The 14,354-nt window shown below is 72.9% G+C and carries 15 protein-coding genes; 5 read left to right on the top strand and 10 right to left on the bottom strand.

Annotated elements, in window-relative coordinates:
• Window positions 1-70: 70 nt before the first annotated feature.
• The 5 genes from ACZ7LY_RS19040 to ACZ7LY_RS19020 form a co-directional block, all read right to left on the bottom strand.
• Window positions 71-1,159 carry a WD40/YVTN/BNR-like repeat-containing protein gene (locus ACZ7LY_RS19040; protein ID WP_471625784.1) on the bottom strand — a complete coding sequence of 363 codons (1,089 nt, stop codon included), beginning with the start codon at window positions 1,157-1,159 and terminating at the stop codon, window positions 71-73.
• A gap of 521 nt (window positions 1,160-1,680) precedes the next feature.
• Window positions 1,681-2,517, bottom strand: a complete 837-nt coding sequence (locus ACZ7LY_RS19035) for a transporter substrate-binding domain-containing protein (RefSeq protein ID WP_471625783.1) — start codon at window positions 2,515-2,517, stop codon at window positions 1,681-1,683.
• A gap of 100 nt (window positions 2,518-2,617) precedes the next feature.
• Window positions 2,618-3,817 (bottom strand): globin domain-containing protein, encoded by a 1,200-nt coding sequence (locus ACZ7LY_RS19030; protein ID WP_471625782.1) that lies wholly within the window; start codon window positions 3,815-3,817, stop codon window positions 2,618-2,620.
• 135 nt (window positions 3,818-3,952) lie between these two features.
• Complete coding sequence (locus ACZ7LY_RS19025) at window positions 3,953-4,459, bottom strand: RrF2 family transcriptional regulator (RefSeq protein ID WP_471625781.1); 507 nt, start codon at window positions 4,457-4,459, stop codon at window positions 3,953-3,955.
• 95 nt (window positions 4,460-4,554) lie between these two features.
• Window positions 4,555-5,637 (bottom strand): NADH:flavin oxidoreductase/NADH oxidase, encoded by a 1,083-nt coding sequence (locus ACZ7LY_RS19020; protein WP_471625780.1) that lies wholly within the window; start codon window positions 5,635-5,637, stop codon window positions 4,555-4,557.
• Between the two features lie 144 nt (window positions 5,638-5,781).
• On the opposite strand from ACZ7LY_RS19020, the gene ACZ7LY_RS19015 reads away from it, so the two are divergent.
• Window positions 5,782-6,150 carry an ArsR/SmtB family transcription factor gene (locus ACZ7LY_RS19015; RefSeq protein WP_471625779.1) on the top strand — a complete coding sequence of 123 codons (369 nt, stop codon included), beginning with the start codon at window positions 5,782-5,784 and terminating at the stop codon, window positions 6,148-6,150.
• Window positions 6,151-6,205: 55 nt separating this feature from the next.
• On the opposite strand, the gene ACZ7LY_RS19010 is transcribed toward ACZ7LY_RS19015, so the two are convergent.
• Both ACZ7LY_RS19010 and ACZ7LY_RS19005 read right to left on the bottom strand, forming a co-directional pair.
• Window positions 6,206-7,615, bottom strand: coding sequence for a ferredoxin--NADP reductase domain-containing protein (locus ACZ7LY_RS19010; RefSeq protein WP_471625778.1), 1,410 nt, complete (start codon window positions 7,613-7,615; stop codon window positions 6,206-6,208).
• Window positions 7,616-7,733: 118 nt separating this feature from the next.
• Window positions 7,734-8,393: a DUF305 domain-containing protein gene (locus tag ACZ7LY_RS19005; protein WP_471625777.1), complete on the bottom strand. Its 660-nt coding sequence runs from the start codon at window positions 8,391-8,393 to the stop codon at window positions 7,734-7,736.
• Between the two features lie 128 nt (window positions 8,394-8,521).
• Between ACZ7LY_RS19005 and ACZ7LY_RS19000 the strand changes: the two genes are divergently transcribed.
• Window positions 8,522-10,027, top strand: a complete 1,506-nt coding sequence (locus ACZ7LY_RS19000) for an LVIVD repeat-containing protein (RefSeq protein WP_471625776.1) — start codon at window positions 8,522-8,524, stop codon at window positions 10,025-10,027.
• Here the strand turns inward: ACZ7LY_RS19000 and ACZ7LY_RS18995 are convergent.
• Window positions 10,015-10,722, bottom strand: a complete 708-nt coding sequence (locus ACZ7LY_RS18995; protein ID WP_471625775.1) for a TetR/AcrR family transcriptional regulator — start codon at window positions 10,720-10,722, stop codon at window positions 10,015-10,017. The two genes, ACZ7LY_RS19000 and ACZ7LY_RS18995, sit on opposite strands and share 13 nt — an antisense overlap.
• 256 nt (window positions 10,723-10,978) lie before the next feature.
• Here ACZ7LY_RS18995 and ACZ7LY_RS18990 point away from each other — a divergent pair, with 256 nt between their 5' ends.
• Window positions 10,979-11,320, top strand: coding sequence for a DUF5713 family protein (locus ACZ7LY_RS18990; protein WP_471625774.1), 342 nt, complete (start codon window positions 10,979-10,981; stop codon window positions 11,318-11,320).
• A gap of 25 nt (window positions 11,321-11,345) precedes the next feature.
• Here the strand turns inward: ACZ7LY_RS18990 and ACZ7LY_RS18985 are convergent, their stop codons facing one another.
• The gene (locus tag ACZ7LY_RS18985; RefSeq protein ID WP_471625773.1) at window positions 11,346-12,641 is read right to left on the bottom strand and encodes an ATP-grasp domain-containing protein; all 1,296 of its coding nucleotides are present in this window, start codon (window positions 12,639-12,641) and stop codon (window positions 11,346-11,348) included.
• A 256-nt stretch (window positions 12,642-12,897) separates the two neighbouring features.
• Between ACZ7LY_RS18985 and ACZ7LY_RS18980 the strand changes: the two genes are divergently transcribed.
• Window positions 12,898-13,143, top strand: a complete 246-nt coding sequence (locus tag ACZ7LY_RS18980) for a DUF2630 family protein (RefSeq protein WP_471625772.1) — start codon at window positions 12,898-12,900, stop codon at window positions 13,141-13,143.
• Window positions 13,140-13,553 (top strand): (4Fe-4S)-binding protein, encoded by a 414-nt coding sequence (locus tag ACZ7LY_RS18975; RefSeq protein ID WP_471625771.1) that lies wholly within the window; start codon window positions 13,140-13,142, stop codon window positions 13,551-13,553. The genes ACZ7LY_RS18980 and ACZ7LY_RS18975 overlap by 4 nt, the downstream gene beginning before the upstream one ends.
• A 66-nt stretch (window positions 13,554-13,619) precedes the next feature.
• Here the strand turns inward: ACZ7LY_RS18975 and ACZ7LY_RS18970 are convergent, their stop codons facing one another.
• Complete coding sequence (locus ACZ7LY_RS18970; protein ID WP_471625770.1) at window positions 13,620-14,315, bottom strand: phosphatase PAP2 family protein; 696 nt, start codon at window positions 14,313-14,315, stop codon at window positions 13,620-13,622.
• Window positions 14,316-14,354: the final 39 nt, after the last annotated feature.

The following is a 14,354-nucleotide window of genomic DNA, read 5'->3' as shown; positions in this document are numbered from 1 at the left end:
ACTGCCGTACACCCGCCCCGCCTCAACCGGTGCGCGCCCCGGGCCCCTCCGTCCGCCGCGTCCCCGGGCCTCACCCCACCACGGCGGCGCGCACGCACAGCACGTCCGGCAGATGTGAGGCCAACTGCCGCCAGCTGTCGCCGTCGTCGGCGGACGCGAACACCTCGCCGTTGCGATTGCCGAAGTAGATACCGGCCGGGTCGGCGTCGTCCGTGCACAGGGCGTCCCGCAGAACCGTGCCGTAGTGCTCCTCGGCGGGCAGCCCCTCGCTCAGCGGCTCCCAGGTGGCGCCCGCGTCCTCGGTGCGGAAGACCCGGCACCGGTGGTCGGCCGGGACCCGGTCCGAGTCGGCCGTGATCGGGAAGAGGTACGCCGTGTCCGCGCGGTGCGGGTGGGCCGCGACGGCGAAGCCGAACGTGGAGGGCAGCCCCTCGCCGATGTCCGTCCACTTCGCGCCGCCGTCGTCGCTGCGGTAGACCCCCCAGTGGTTCTGCAAGTACAGCCGGTCCGGGTCGGCCGCGTCCCTCGCCACCTTGTGCACGCACTGCCCGAACTCGGGGTCGGGGTCCGGCAGGAACACCGCCGACACCCCCGAGTTCGACGGGGACCAGCTTGCTCCGCCGTCCGTCGAGCGGAACACGCCCGCCGTGGACACCGCGACCGTCAGTGCGGACGGGTCGCGGGCGTCCGTCAGGATCGTGTGCAGGCCCTCGCCGCCTCCGCCCGGCACCCATCGTGAGCGCGTCGGATGCTCCCACAGGGGGCGGCACAGCTCGAAGCTCTCGCCCCGGTCCTCCGACCGGTACAGCGCGGCCGGCTCGGTGCCCGCGTACACGACGTCCGGCTCCGCCGCCGCCGGGTGCAACTGCCATACGCGCTCCAGCGAGGCGCCCGTGTCCTTCGGGAACTTCACGGCGGGCGCGGCCGGCTCGGTCCAGGTCCGGCCCAGGTCGTCCGAGTGGAAGACGGACGGGCCCCAGTGTGCGCTGTCGCCTCCGGCGAGCAGGCGGGGTGTGTCGCCGCGGGTGTCGATGGCGACGGAGTACACCGCCTGCGCGTTGAAGTACGGGCTGTCGTCGAACTCCCAGTCGCCGCCGCCGGTCCTGCGGCCCAGGAACAGTCCCTTGCGGGTACCTACCGCGAGCAGGACATCAGTCATGCCGAACACCTCCGAAACGCCGTTGTCTCCAGGTATCGGTCAGTCTGCACCCCGCCACTGACAATGGCTCCGCCAAGAGGTTGCGCCCCAGGTCAGACGGCTTGTCCCGTCCCCTCGGCGGGTGGACCTGCGCTCTGCTGAACGCCGGGGGCGGCGGGGGGTAGCGGGTCACCTGCGGGCCGGCGGGTGGCTGATCGCGCAGTTCCCCGCGCCCCTGAGGGGGGTGCCCCCTGGCGTTGCCTGTTTGCCTGCTGCTGGGTGGGGCTTCTCGCGCAGTTCCCCGCGCCCCTGAAGCATGCACTTCGTGCAGCTTCCCCAGGGGGGAGGGTGCGACGTAGTCGCCCCTCCAGGGGCGCGGGGAACTGCGCGCTCAGCCACGACGAGAGTTGAGGTGACCCACTGGGCGGAGCCACCCACGTGCCTAGGGGCGCGGGGAACTGCGCGACCAGCCACGACGAAAGTCGAGCGTTCCCAGCGGCCGGAGCCGCCCACTCGCACAGGGGGCCCGCGCTTTTGAACTGTCAGTCGGACATCCAGCGCCCCTCATACGCGGCGTACGTCCCATCATGCGTGGCCAGATGGACGAACTGGTCCACATACTCCTGGAAGTCCCGGTCCCCGCGAGGCGTCGCGTACGCCTTCTCCGAGAACGTGAACGGCTCATCAGGGTGCACCGAGCACAGCTCGGGATGGATCTTCGCCTGGTACCGCGTCTCGCTCGCATCCGTCATCATCACGTCCGCACGCCCCGCGACGATCTCGTCGAAGATCGTGGTGTTGTCGGGGTGGACCTTGATGGTGGCCCGCTTGATGTTCGCGCGGGCGAACTGCTCGTTCGTACCGCCGGGGTTGACGACGACGGTCACGCCGGGGCGGTCGATCTCGGCGAGCGTGCGGTAGCGGTCCTTGTCGGCGCAGCGCACGATCGGCGTCTTGCCGTCCTCGCGGGTCGGCTCGCTGAAGTGGACCTGACGGGCGCGCGGCAGGGTGATGGAGATGCCGCCCGCCGCGATGTCGCACTTGCCGCCCTTGAGGTCGGCGACGACCGAGGCCCACGTACTGTCCACGAAGCGCGCCCTGGCGTCGAGGCTCGCGGCGAGCGCGCGGGCCATGTCGATGTCGATCCCGCTGTACGAACCGTCCTTGGGGTCCTTGTACGTGAACGGGCGGTAGTCGCCGGTCGTGCACACGCGCAGGACGCCGTCGCGGGGCACGGAGTCCAGCAGGCTCGCCCGGGGGTGCTTCCCGGCGGACCCGTGCCCGGCCGTGGGCGCGGCGGGCGCGGCGGCGGTCACGGCCAGCAGGCAGACCAGGGCGGACAGGGCGGCGGTGCGTCGCTTGGAGGCGCGGCGGCTCATCGTGACTCCTCGGCACAGGGCGGGCGGGCGGATGATCACTCGCGCCCACCCTGGCAGAAGAGTTCGCGCCGGTGAAGAAGGCGTCCGGCGCGGGTTCCCGCTACGCGGCGGACGCCAGCCACATGTCGGGACCGAACACCTCGTAGTGGATGTCGGCCGGGGCGACACCCTTGGCGAGGAGCTGCGTGCGGATCGCGCGCATGAAGGGCAGCGGGCCGCACAGGTAGGCGCGGGTGCCGGGTGCGATCTCGACGTCGGCCAGGTCGACGAGCCCGGTGCGGTGCGCGGGCGTGCCCGGCTCCTCGTACCAGAACACGGCGTCGGCGGCGGGCAGCTTGCCGGCCAGCGTCTCGTGGGAGGCGCGCAGGGCGTGCGTGGCGGGGGAGCGGTCGCCGTGCACGACGGTGACGGGCCCGGCGTGCCCCTTCGCGGCCAGGTCCTCCAGCATGGCGAGGATCGGGGTGCAGCCGATGCCGGCCGAGGCGAGGAGCAGCGGCGCGTCGTCGTCCGCGCGCAGCGTCAGATCGCCGTAGGGCGCGGAGACCCGGAGCCGGGCGCCCTCGCGGACGTTCTCGTGGAGGTGGCGGGAGACCTCGCCGTCCGGGCCGCCCTCGGTGCCGCGCACGTGCTTGACGGCGATGGAGCGGGTCTCGGCGGAGGGGGCGCCGGTCAGGCTGTACTGGCGGATCTGGCGCGCGCCGTCGGCCAGTTCGACCTGGACGGACACGTACTGGCCGGCCTTGAAGGCGGGCGCGGGGGCGCCGTCCGCCGGGCGCAGCAGGAACGTGGCGACCTCGGGCGTCTCCTCGGTGCGGCCGACGACCTCCCAGTCGCGCCACACGTCGGCGTCGACGATGCCCTGCTCGGCGTAGAGGCGGGCCTCGATGGCGATGAGGGCGTTGGCCATCAGCCAGTACACCTCGTCCCAGGCCGCCGCGACCTCGGACGTCACCGCGTCCCCGAGTACCTCCGCTATCGCCGCGAACAGGTGCTCGTGCACGATCGGGTACTGGTCGGGGCGCACGCCCAGCGAGGCGTGCTTGTGGGCGATGCGCTGGAGCATGGCGTCAGGGCGCTCGTCGGGGTGGTCGACGAGGTAGGTGGCGAACGCCGCGATGGAGCCGGCGAGGGCCTGGCGCTGCGTCCCGGCGGCCTGGTTGCCCCGGTTGAACAGGTCGCGCAGCAGGACCGGGTGGGCCGCGAACAGCTTGCCGTAGAACAGCCCGGTGATGTCCTCGATGGCCGCGCCGACGGCGGGCAACGTGGCGCGGACGACGGTGGCCGACTGGTCGCTCAACATGGGCAAGCTCCTTTAAGTGGTATCTCAGATGCTTATTTTGCGACACGCGTGTGCGCGGCTCGCGGGCGGGGTGGGGTACGCCGGTGGATGGGTCGGTCGGGGTGCTCGGTGCGGTCGCCCCGACGACGTTCCGGGTCAGCCCGGCGGCGCACCAGGGGTGCCTTGCGGCACTCCAGCGGGGCCCTGTGGCGTACCGGGGGAGCCCGGCGGTGGCCCGGGGGAGAGGGAGAGCAGCAGCGGGCCGGTCGGGCTGCGCGTCAGATCGCCGAGCGTGAGCGGGTCGAGCGAGGCGAAGAACGCCTCCTGCGCCTCGCGCAGCGCCCCCCGCAGCCGGCACGCCGCGCGCAGCGGGCACGGCGTCGTCCCCTCGCACTCCACGACGTCCCCCACGCCCTCGAACTCCCGCACGAGCGCGCCGACGGACGCGTCACGGCCCGCGTCGGTGAGGGTGAGCCCGCCGCCCCGGCCGCGCCGCGCCTCGATGAGCCCGAGGTGCTGGAGCCGCGCGACCGCCTTCGCGGTGTGCGTGTACGGGACGGCCATCGCGGCGGCGACCTCGCGCGTGGTCGGGAGGTCGCCCTCCTGGACCGCGAGGCGCATGAGCACCCGCAGCGCGAGATCCGTGAAGCGTGTCAGCCGCATGGCTGCACGCTAATGAACGTTGCATCCCGCATGCAAATTAACGGCCCCCGGGTCCGGCGGGGGCCGGATCCGGGGGCCGTCGCGGCGGGACGGGCTCAGACGGAGCGGTGGTACTGCTCCGGTACGTGCACGTCCGCGCCCAGTTCACGCGCCGCGTGCCGCGCGAACGACGGGTCGCGCAGCAGCTCGCGGCCGACCAGGACCGCGTCCGCTTCGCCGTTCTCGATGATCTTCTCGGCCTGTCGCGCGTCGGTGATCAGGCCGACGGCGGCGGCCGGGACGCCGGCCTCGTCGCGGACGCGGGCTGCGAACGGCACCTGGTAGCCGGGGCCGACCGGGATGCGGACGCCCGCCGCGTTGCCGCCGGTGGAGACGTCGATCAGGTCCACGCCGTGCGCGCGCAGCTCGGCGGCGAAGCGGACCGTGTCGTCGGCCGTCCAGCCCTCCTCGCCTTCCAGCCAGTCCGTCGCCGAGATACGGAACAGCAGCGGCAGCTCGTCCGGCCACACCGCGCGCACGGCGTCCACGACCTCCAGGGCGAACCGGACGCGGTTCTCGTACGAGCCGCCGTACGCGTCGGTGCGCTTGTTGCTGTGCGGGGAGAGGAAGTTGCCGATGAGGTAGCCGTGCGCGCCGTGCAGCTCGGCGACCTCGAACCCGGCGACCAGGGCCCGGCGCGCCGCGTCCGCGAACTGCTGCACGATCCCGGCGATCTGCTCGGTGCTCAGCTCGTCCGGCACCGGATGCCGCTCGTCGAAGGGCACCGCGCTCGGCGCCACCGGCTGCCAGCCGTGCTCCTGCGGCCCTACCGGCGCGCCGCCCTTCCAGGGGCGGTCGGTGGACGCCTTGCGCCCGGCGTGGGCGATCTGGATGCCCGGCGTCGTGCCCTGCGACTTCAGGAACGCGGTGATCCGGCGGAACGCCTCGACCTGCGCGTCGTTCCAGATGCCGAGGTCGTACGGGGAGATCCGGCCCTCGGGGCTGACGGCGGTCGCCTCGACGATGATCAGGCCCGTCCCGCCGGCCGCGCGGGCGCCGTAGTGCTGGAGGTGCCAGTCGGTGGGGGCGCCGGTCAGAGGGCCCTCGGGGGCCGCGCTGTACTGGCACATCGGCGGCATCCAGACCCGGTTCGGGATGGTCAGCGACCGCAGGGTGTAGGGCTCGAACAGCGCGCTCACGGCGGACTCCATTTCGTACGTGGTCCAGGCAGGTTCACTCGTACGATAGGCATCGTAGTACGGCAACTGTCAAACTACGAGGGTGCTCGTACAATGGCCGCATCACGAGGCCCGTCAGGGCGGGCCGCGCCGAGGGGAGCCGCCATGACGACCGCCGCACCGCGCACCACCGACAGCCGGGCCCTCGCCCACCCGGCGCGCGAGGAGATCCGCCTCGAAGCGGTGCTGCACGCCCTGTCGGACCCCATGCGGCTGGCCGTCGTGCGCGAGATGGCGCGCTCGGAGCGGGCCGCGCTGTCCTGTTCGCACTTCGACCTGCCGGTCACCAAGTCGACCTCCACGCACCACTTCCGGGTGCTGCGCGAGAGCGGCGTCATCGAGCAGGTCTACAGCGGTACGGCGAAGCTCAACAGGCTGCGCGGCGAGGACCTGGAGGCCCTGTTCCCCGGACTCCTCGACCGTGTCCTCGACGGCGCGCGCCGCCAGGACGAACGGCTCGCCGCGAAGGGCTGAGGGCTGAGCCGGCTGACGGGTCCGGCGAGGCCGGCGGCGGGGCGGGCGGCCGTGCTCACTCCGTCCCGGTCGCCGCCGCCCGCAGGCCCGCCCAGTCGGAGATCTTCACCGGGCCCCGGCCGAGCGACGCCCCGAGCCGGGCCTCGGCGCGCTCGATGGCCGTCCAGCCGTCCCAGGCGACGGGCCGCGCGCCCGACGCGAGCAGGCCCGCCAGCGGATCCGGTCGCTCGGCGCCCGTCCTGCCGGGCGGGCCGGGGTCGCGGGGAAGCGCCGCCAGGTCGTCCAGGAGCGCGGCGACCGTCTCCTTGGCGCACGGGCGGTTCGTGCCGATGACGCCGGTCGGGCCGCGCTTGATCCAGCCCGCCACGTACTCGCCCGGCGCGACCGCCCCGTCCCGCAGCACCCGCCCGCCCGCGTGCGGCACGGTCCCCGTCGCCGGGTCGAACGGCAGGCCCTCCAGCGGGCGCCCGCGATAGCCGACCGAGCGCAGCACCAGCTCCGCCGCGATCTCCTCGTACGTCCCCGTGCCGCTCACGCCGCCGTCCGGCTCCGGCCGCATCCGCTCGAACCGCACGCCCCGCACCCGGCCCGCGCCTGTGCCGTCGCCGTCGCCGTCGCCGTCGCCGTCGCCGTCGCCCAGGATCTCCACCGGGCGCAGGAAGAAGCGCAGCCCGATGGTGTGCGGTGAGGGTCCGGGCGCGGGGCGGGTGGCCCAGGCGCGCAGCACTTCCACGTTCCGGCGCGCTCCGGGCGGCAGCGCTCCCGGCTCCCGGCAGCCGGGGTCGAGGTCCAACTCGGCTGGGTCCACGACGACTTCCGTGCCGGGCAGGGTGCCGAGTTCGCGCAGCTCCTTCGTGGTGAAGCGGGCCTGCGACGGGCCGCGCCGCCCCACCATCCACACCCGGCGCACCCCGCTGCCGGCCAGCGTCTCCAGGGCGGCCTGCGGGATGTCCGTGGGAGCCAGTTCGGCGGCGCCGCGCGCCAGCATGCGGGTGACGTCCACCGCGACGTTCCCCACGCCGATCGTGACCGCCGAGCGCACCCCGCGCAGGAAGCCGTCGTCGTGGGCGTCGGGGTGCGCGCTGTACCAGGCCACGAAGTCCGTCGCCGACCAGCTCCCCGGCAACTCCTCGCCGGGGATGCCCAGATGGCGGTCGGTCGCCGCGCCGACGCAGTACACGACCGCGTCGTACAGGGCGAGCAGCCGCGCGGGCGGCAGGGCCGGGCCGACCTCCACCCCGCCGAGGAAACGGACCCGCTCGTCCTCCAGGACGGTCCGCAAAGTGCCCTGGAGCGACTTGATCTTCTCGTGGTCGGGCGCGACTCCGTACCGTACGAGCCCGTACGGGCACGGCAGCCGGTCGAGGACGTCGACCCGCAGGCCGGGCACGCGGTCCTGGCCCACCAGGCCCTGCGCGGTGTAGACCCCGCTCGGCCCCGACCCGACGACGGCGACATGCGGCACGGCCCACCTCCCGTGAACACGCTCCACTGACTCCAGCATGACACCGGGCGGCGGTCAGGGGGAGGGTTCGGGAGGTGCCGCGCCCGGTCCGTCGCCCGGCGGGACGGGGTGGAATGGGTCAGAGCATGGCGCGCATGCGGCTGATCTCCGTCGTCTGCTGGGCGATCACGTCGTCGGCCATCTCCTCCACCTGCACGTCGTTGCCGTCGCTCTTGACGTCCGTGGCCATCGTGACCGCGCCCTGGTGGTGCGTGATCATCAGCGTCAGGAACAGCTTGTCGAACGCCTTGCCGCGCGCCGCCCGCAGCCGCTTCAACTGCGCCTCGGTCGCCATCCCCGGCATGCCCGCGTGCGCCGCGTGCCCGGCCGCGCCGGAGGGGGACTCGGGCCGCCCGTTCCCGTCGAGCCAGCCGCGCATCGCCTCGATCTCCGGGCCCTGCGCGGCGGAGATGCGCTCGGCGAGCCGTTTCACCCGCGCCGACGCGGCCCGCTTCGGCACCAGTTGCGTCATCTCCAGGGCCTGCCGGTGATGCCCGATCATCAACTGCGCGTACCGCACGTCCGCCGAGTTGGGCCCCTCGCCCGCGTCCCGCCGCTGCGCGTCGCGCGCCGACAGGGTCTGCGCCGGCTCGCCCGGTCTCCCCGGCGCGATCACCGAAGGGCCGCTCCCCGCAGCGGAGTTGGCGCCCTTCGTCCCCGAGCCGTCCCGGCCGCCGGAGTCGCACGCGGTCAACCCCAGCGCCAGCGCCGCGACCAGCGCGGGAACAGCAACTTTCATTACGAGTGCGTTGCCATCTGTTGATCTGTGCATGAGGAAGACGATACTCGGGGGATTCGTGAACCGTTCAGGCATCGACGACACCGACCGGTGTCGTCGGCGCTCCGCCGTCAGTCAGGGAGACCACAGTGACCCTGTTGCAGGGCTCCACCCGAACCCGCCGCAGACGCCTGGGAGTTGCTACGGCCGCCGCGGGCCTGCTCGCCGCGCTCCTCGCGGCCGGGCCCGTGTCCGCGACCCCCGACCCGGGCGACAGCCCGAGCGCTCCGCGCGGCGTCTCCAAGAGCGCGCAGGCCCAGGCGCGTGAGGCGATAGCCGAGGGCGAGATACCGGGCAAGGACGAGGTCGTCCACTCCGCCAACATCGAACACCTCACCAACATCCCCAAGGACGCGCTGCCCGGCTTCAACACGGACCTCGCGTTCCAGGGCCACTACGCCTTCGCCGGGAACTACGACGGCTTCCGCATCTACGACATCCGCGACCCGAAGGCGCCGAAGACCGTCGCGCAGGTGCTGTGTCCCGGATCCCAGAACGACGTCTCCGTCTCCGGGAACCTGCTGTTCCTGTCCACGGACAGCTCCCGCAGCGACGACTCGTGCAGCTCCACCACCCAGCCCGCGACCGAGAAGTCGTCGTGGGAGGGCATGAAGGTCTTCGACATCAGCGACAAGAAGAACCCGAAGTACGTCGCCGCCGTCGAGACCGCGTGCGGTTCGCACACCCACACGCTGGTGCCGCAGAAGAAGAACGTGTACGTGTACGTCTCCTCGTACTCGCCCAGCGCGTCCTTCCCCGACTGCCAGCCGCCGCACGACGGGATCTCCGTCATCAAGGTGCCGCGCAAGGCGCCCCAGAAGGCCGCGGTGGTCGGCTTCCCCGTCCTCTTCCCCGGTGACGGGCCCGACGGCGGCGGCAACCCGGGCGCGCCCACCAACCCGGGCGTCTCCAAGACCACCGGCTGCCACGACCTCACCGTGCTGCCCTCCAAGGACCTCGCGGCGGGCGCCTGCATGGGCGACGGCATCCTGTTCTCCATCAAGGACCCCGAACACCCCAAGGTCATCGACCAGGTCCAGGACAACGTCAACTTCGCGTTCTGGCACTCGGCGACCTTCAACCAGAAGGCCGACAAGGTCGTCTTCACCGACGAGCTGGGCGGCGGCGGCGCGGCCACCTGCAACGCGGCCATCGGCCCGAAGCGCGGCGCCGACGGCATCTACGACATCGTCGGCAAGGGCGACAAGCGCAAGCTCGTCTTCCGCAACTACTTCAAGATCCCGCGCCACCAGGCCGACACCGAGAACTGCGTCGCGCACAACGGCTCGCTGATCCCGGTCAAGGGCAAGGACATCATGGTCCAGGCGTGGTACCAGGGCGGCGTCTCCGTCTGGGACTTCACCGACTCCACCGCGCCCAAGGAGATCGCGTACTTCGAGCGCGGCCCGCTCAGCACCGACGCGGTCACCGTCGGCGGCTCCTGGTCCGCGTACTACTACAACGGCTACATCTACTCCAACGACATCGCCAAGGGCTTCGACGTACTGAAGCTCAGCGACAAGCGCACCGACCCGGCCAAGCGGATCGCTCTGGACGAGCTGAACGTCCAGACGCAGCCGGACTACTTCGACTGAGCGCCCTCGTCCGGCAGCGCGCCGGACGGATCGAAGTAGCGTGAGAAATCGGCCGCCCGGCCGAGCGCGGGGCCCCCGCCGGACACCGGTTCGCCGGCGTCCGGCGGGCAGCCCAGCTCCCAGGCGAGCCCATAGCGGCCGAACAGTTCGGCGCGCAGCGTCGCCGGCGGCATCGCCGCGCCGGGCAGCAGCAGCGCGAACACCGCGCCCATCAGAAGGGCCCGCAGCAGCGGATAGTCCCGGTCCACGTCGAGCGTGCCGTGCCGGACGACCGTCTCCCGCAAAAGCGCCGCGAGCCGCTGCTGCTCCGGGCACTGCACGAAGCCCTCGGCCTGCAGGATGCCCGCCATGTGCGTACGCATCAGCACCGGCTCGTCGCGCGCGAGGCCGAGCACCGCGTCGATGGCACGGGCCAGCAGTTCGTCCCCGTCGTCGGGCGCGGGCAGCGGCTCCCGCTCCAGCGCCTCCTGGAGCGTGCGGTGCATCAGACGGTGCACCGCGGACTGGAGCAACTGGCGCTTGCCCGGGAAGTAGTACGAGACCAGCCCCCGCGCCGAACCGGCCCGGTCCGCTATGTCACCGAGCGTCGTCGCGTCGTACCCGCGCTCCCCGACCAGCTCCAGGGTCGCCCGCAGAAGCCGCTCGCGCGAACGCCGCCGCAACTCCTCATTGACCGAAGCGCTGCGGGGGGACATCCTTGACTCCTGCGTTGACTGGCTGACAGCCAACTATACTCAGGGCGTCCCGGCCACCGGCCCCGCAGGGCGGTGCGGCGGGATGGGCAGGCCGGATTCGGACGACGCGGGGGATCGTCCGAATCCGGCCTTTCCCTGTTCTGACGCGCGTGGCCGTCGACGCCCGCGCATGGCGGTCCGCCGCGGGCTCGGGCGGCATTGTCAGTGGCGGCGTGCATGATCGGTGCGTCAGTTCTCCTACGGAACGGGAAGCGCCATGCCCCTCACGAACCAGCAGGCAGCAGGACACGTGTTCCTGCGGCAGATGTACGCGGACTCGTACTTCCCCGATCGCGTGGTCGACCGGGGCGCGGAGATCCTGTCGCGGCTGTGCGCGCGGATCGAGGCCGAGCAGCCCGCGGATCTGGACGCCCTGTACGCGCTCACCCAGGCCGCGACCGAGGAGTTCAACAGCCTGGAAGCGGAGTTCGAGGAGGCCGGCAGTGAGATGGAGACGGTCGCGCGCGAGGTGATCGCCGAGGACTTCTGGTTCGTCGCGTCGGCCTACGGGTTCACGGACGCGGACGTGGAGGAGCTGATCGCCACCCGGGACTGGTGAGCGGCGACCGGCAGACTCCGGGCCGTCAGTCGGCGTAGTCGATGCGGACGGTCTTCTCCAGGTGGCGGTGGAACTCCTCCGCCTCGGCGGGGTTCGCGTGCCGGGACAGGACGAACGCCGGGTAGCCCGTGAAGTCCGGGTAGGGGCGCACCACATCACCGGGGAACAGCATCTGCACGACATGGTCGACGCGGGGGTCATCGCGCAGTTCCGTAAGGCCGTGGATCGCGGTGATCCGGCCCGAACCGCCGCACGGCACGATGTAGTTGGCCGCCGCGCCGATCGGCGGGGGCAGCGGGCCGCCGCCCAGAGACTCGTCCGGGACGCCCGCGGCGATCCGCAGCGTCCGCGCCGCGAGATCGACGCCGCTCACGCCCTCCGCCACATAGTGCGACGCGCCCGAGCCGCCGATCCGGGCGCCCATCTCCAGCAGATACGGGGTGGAGCCGCCGCGCAGGCGGAGTTCGGTGTGCGTGGGGCCGTCCGTGATGCCGAGCGCCGCGTGCGCGGCCACGACCTCCCGCCGGATCTCCTCCCGCACGTCGTCGGGCAGCACCGCGGGGGAGCGGTAGACGCCCTCCTCGAAGTACGGGCCGCGCGGCTCGCCCTTGTAGCCGATGGCCAAAACCCGTACGTCACCGCCCTGGGCCAGCGACTCGACCGCGAACTCGGGGCCGTCCAGGAACTCCTCGACGACGAGCCCGTCCACGTGCCCGAGCTTGGCCGCGCACGTCCGCCAGACCTCCGCGACCACGTCCCGCAGGCGCTGCGGCGAGTCGGCCTGGGTGACGCCGAGACTGGAGAACCCCCGCGCCGGTTTCACCACCACCGGGAAGGTGAGCCGCGCCGCGTCCTCCCAGTCCGCCGGGTCGTCGATCCGTACGAAACCAGGGGTGTTGAGGCCCGCTCGCGCCAGCCGCTCCCGCATGACGCGCTTGTCCTGCGCGCCCCGCGCCACGTCACCGCCGATGCCGGGCAGGCCCAGCAGTTCGGCGGCCCGCGCGACGAACGGCACCGCCGGATCGTAGAGCGTGACGACGCCCTGGAACGGGCGCTGTTCGTGCCGGCGGCGCAGCGCGTCGAGCGCGCCGTCCGGGTCGCCGCCCACGTCCAGGCGCAGCACCTCCACCACGGCGGGCGGCAGCCGGTCATCGGCGACGCTCTCGTCGGCACGCGGGACCAGCACGAGGTCGACGCCCGCGCGTTCGGCGCCCTCGAAGATCCAGGGGAGCGTGGTGCGCTGGCAGACCAGGACCACCCGGGGCCGGGGCGCGCCGCCCGGGGCGCCGCCGCCCGCCGTGCAGCTGTTCCTCGTCGTCATCACCGACTCCTCACGATGTTCCTCGGGGTGTTCCTCGTGGGGCGAGGGAGACCGGCTCGTGTCAGGTTCCCGACAGCAGAGCACGCGCCGTGAACGGTGATCAAGCGTGTGCGACTCCCGTCTCGGATGATGGGACCGCATGTCCAGCAGGCGGAGAGCGGGGCGGCGGGGAGCCTGCCTGGGCCGCGTCGGCGCGCGGGCGCGCCCGGGACTTCCTAGAGTGGCGTGGGGGCCACGTCCTGAGGAGGCGGGTGACATGGATCAGCACGAGATCCTCGACCGGATCAGCGCCATGGTCGACGACGAGAAGCAGTTGCGGGCCTCCCTGGCCGCCGGGACCATCGACACGGCGACGGAACGCGAACGGCTCGCCGCCGTGGAACGCGCCCTCGACCAGTGCTGGGACCTGCTGCGCCAGCGCCGGGCCAAGTCCGAGTTCAGCGAGAACCCCGACGAGGCCAGGGTGCGGCCCGCCGCCCAGGTCGAGGGCTACGAGTCGTGACCCGCAAGGAGTACCGGGGCAACGTCATCACCGTCAGCTTCGACGGGCAGCGCTGTCTGCACGCCGCCGAGTGCGTACGCGGACTGCCGCAGGTGTTCGACACCGGGCGCCGCCCCTGGATCGACCCCGACGCGGCACCCGGTGACGAGGTCGCCGAAGTCGTGCGCCGCTGCCCCTCGGGCGCCCTGCGCTACACGCTCGTCGACGGCACCGTCGAACTGCCGCCCGCCGAGACCACCGTGGACCGCGCCGACGACGGACGGATCGTGCTCCGCGGCGATCTGCGCATCGCCCTGCCGGACGGGACGCGGGCCGTGGAGACCCGGGCCACGCTGTGCGGCTGCGGCGTCAGCGGCAACCAGCCGTACTGCGACCACGCGGGCCCCTGCGGAGCACCCGAACGCGGCTGACCCGGGGCCGTCCACGGGATGATCGGCGCGGGCTTCCGCTGCTCCAGAAGGCCGGCCGACGGTAAGTCAGGGCGTCGGACCGGCCGGCGCGGGACGCTCGACGCGGGCCGTCCAGGCCGCGTACCCCGCGACGGAGAGAGCCACGAGCAGCGCGCCGAACAGCCAGCCCGCCACCACGTCCGACGCCCAGTGCACGCCGAGCCACACCCGCGTCAGCCCCACGCCGAGCACCGACACGGCCGCGAGGACCACCGCCGTACGCCACACGGCGGGACGCACCCCACGGCGGCGCAGCACCCACAGGACGAGCCCGCACACCACGGCCGCCGTCATCGCGTGCCCCGAGGGGAACGCGGCGAAGTGCGCCGAGTCGACCGGATCCCGCCACACCGGACGCGGCCGGTCCACGGCCGCCTTGACGGCCTGCTGCACCAGCGCGCCCAGCACACACGTCCCCGCGACCCACACCGCGAGCACCCGCTCACGGAGCCGCGTGACCATGACGACGACGAGCACGACGCACAGGGCGCGCATCGTCCACGGGTCCCACACCCAGTCCGTCAGGACCCGCACGGCATGCGTGACGCCCGGCTCGGCGACGGCTCTGCGGTGCAGGGCGCGCGCGATGTCCCCGTCCACGTCCATCAGCGGCGACCAGCGCACCGCGACGAGGACGAGCAACAGGAGGCTGGGCACCGCGAGCGCCACGGGGAGCAGGGCGCGCGAGCGGCGGGGCGGGGAGTCGAGCCGTGCCTGGACCATGCCACGATCCTCGCGCATCGGCGCCGCCCCGGGCGAACC

Source organism: Streptomyces sp. NPDC107550, from assembly GCF_055639095.1.
Note: the sequence above shows the minus strand (reverse complement) of the source record. Positions and strands in the feature narration are given on the sequence as shown.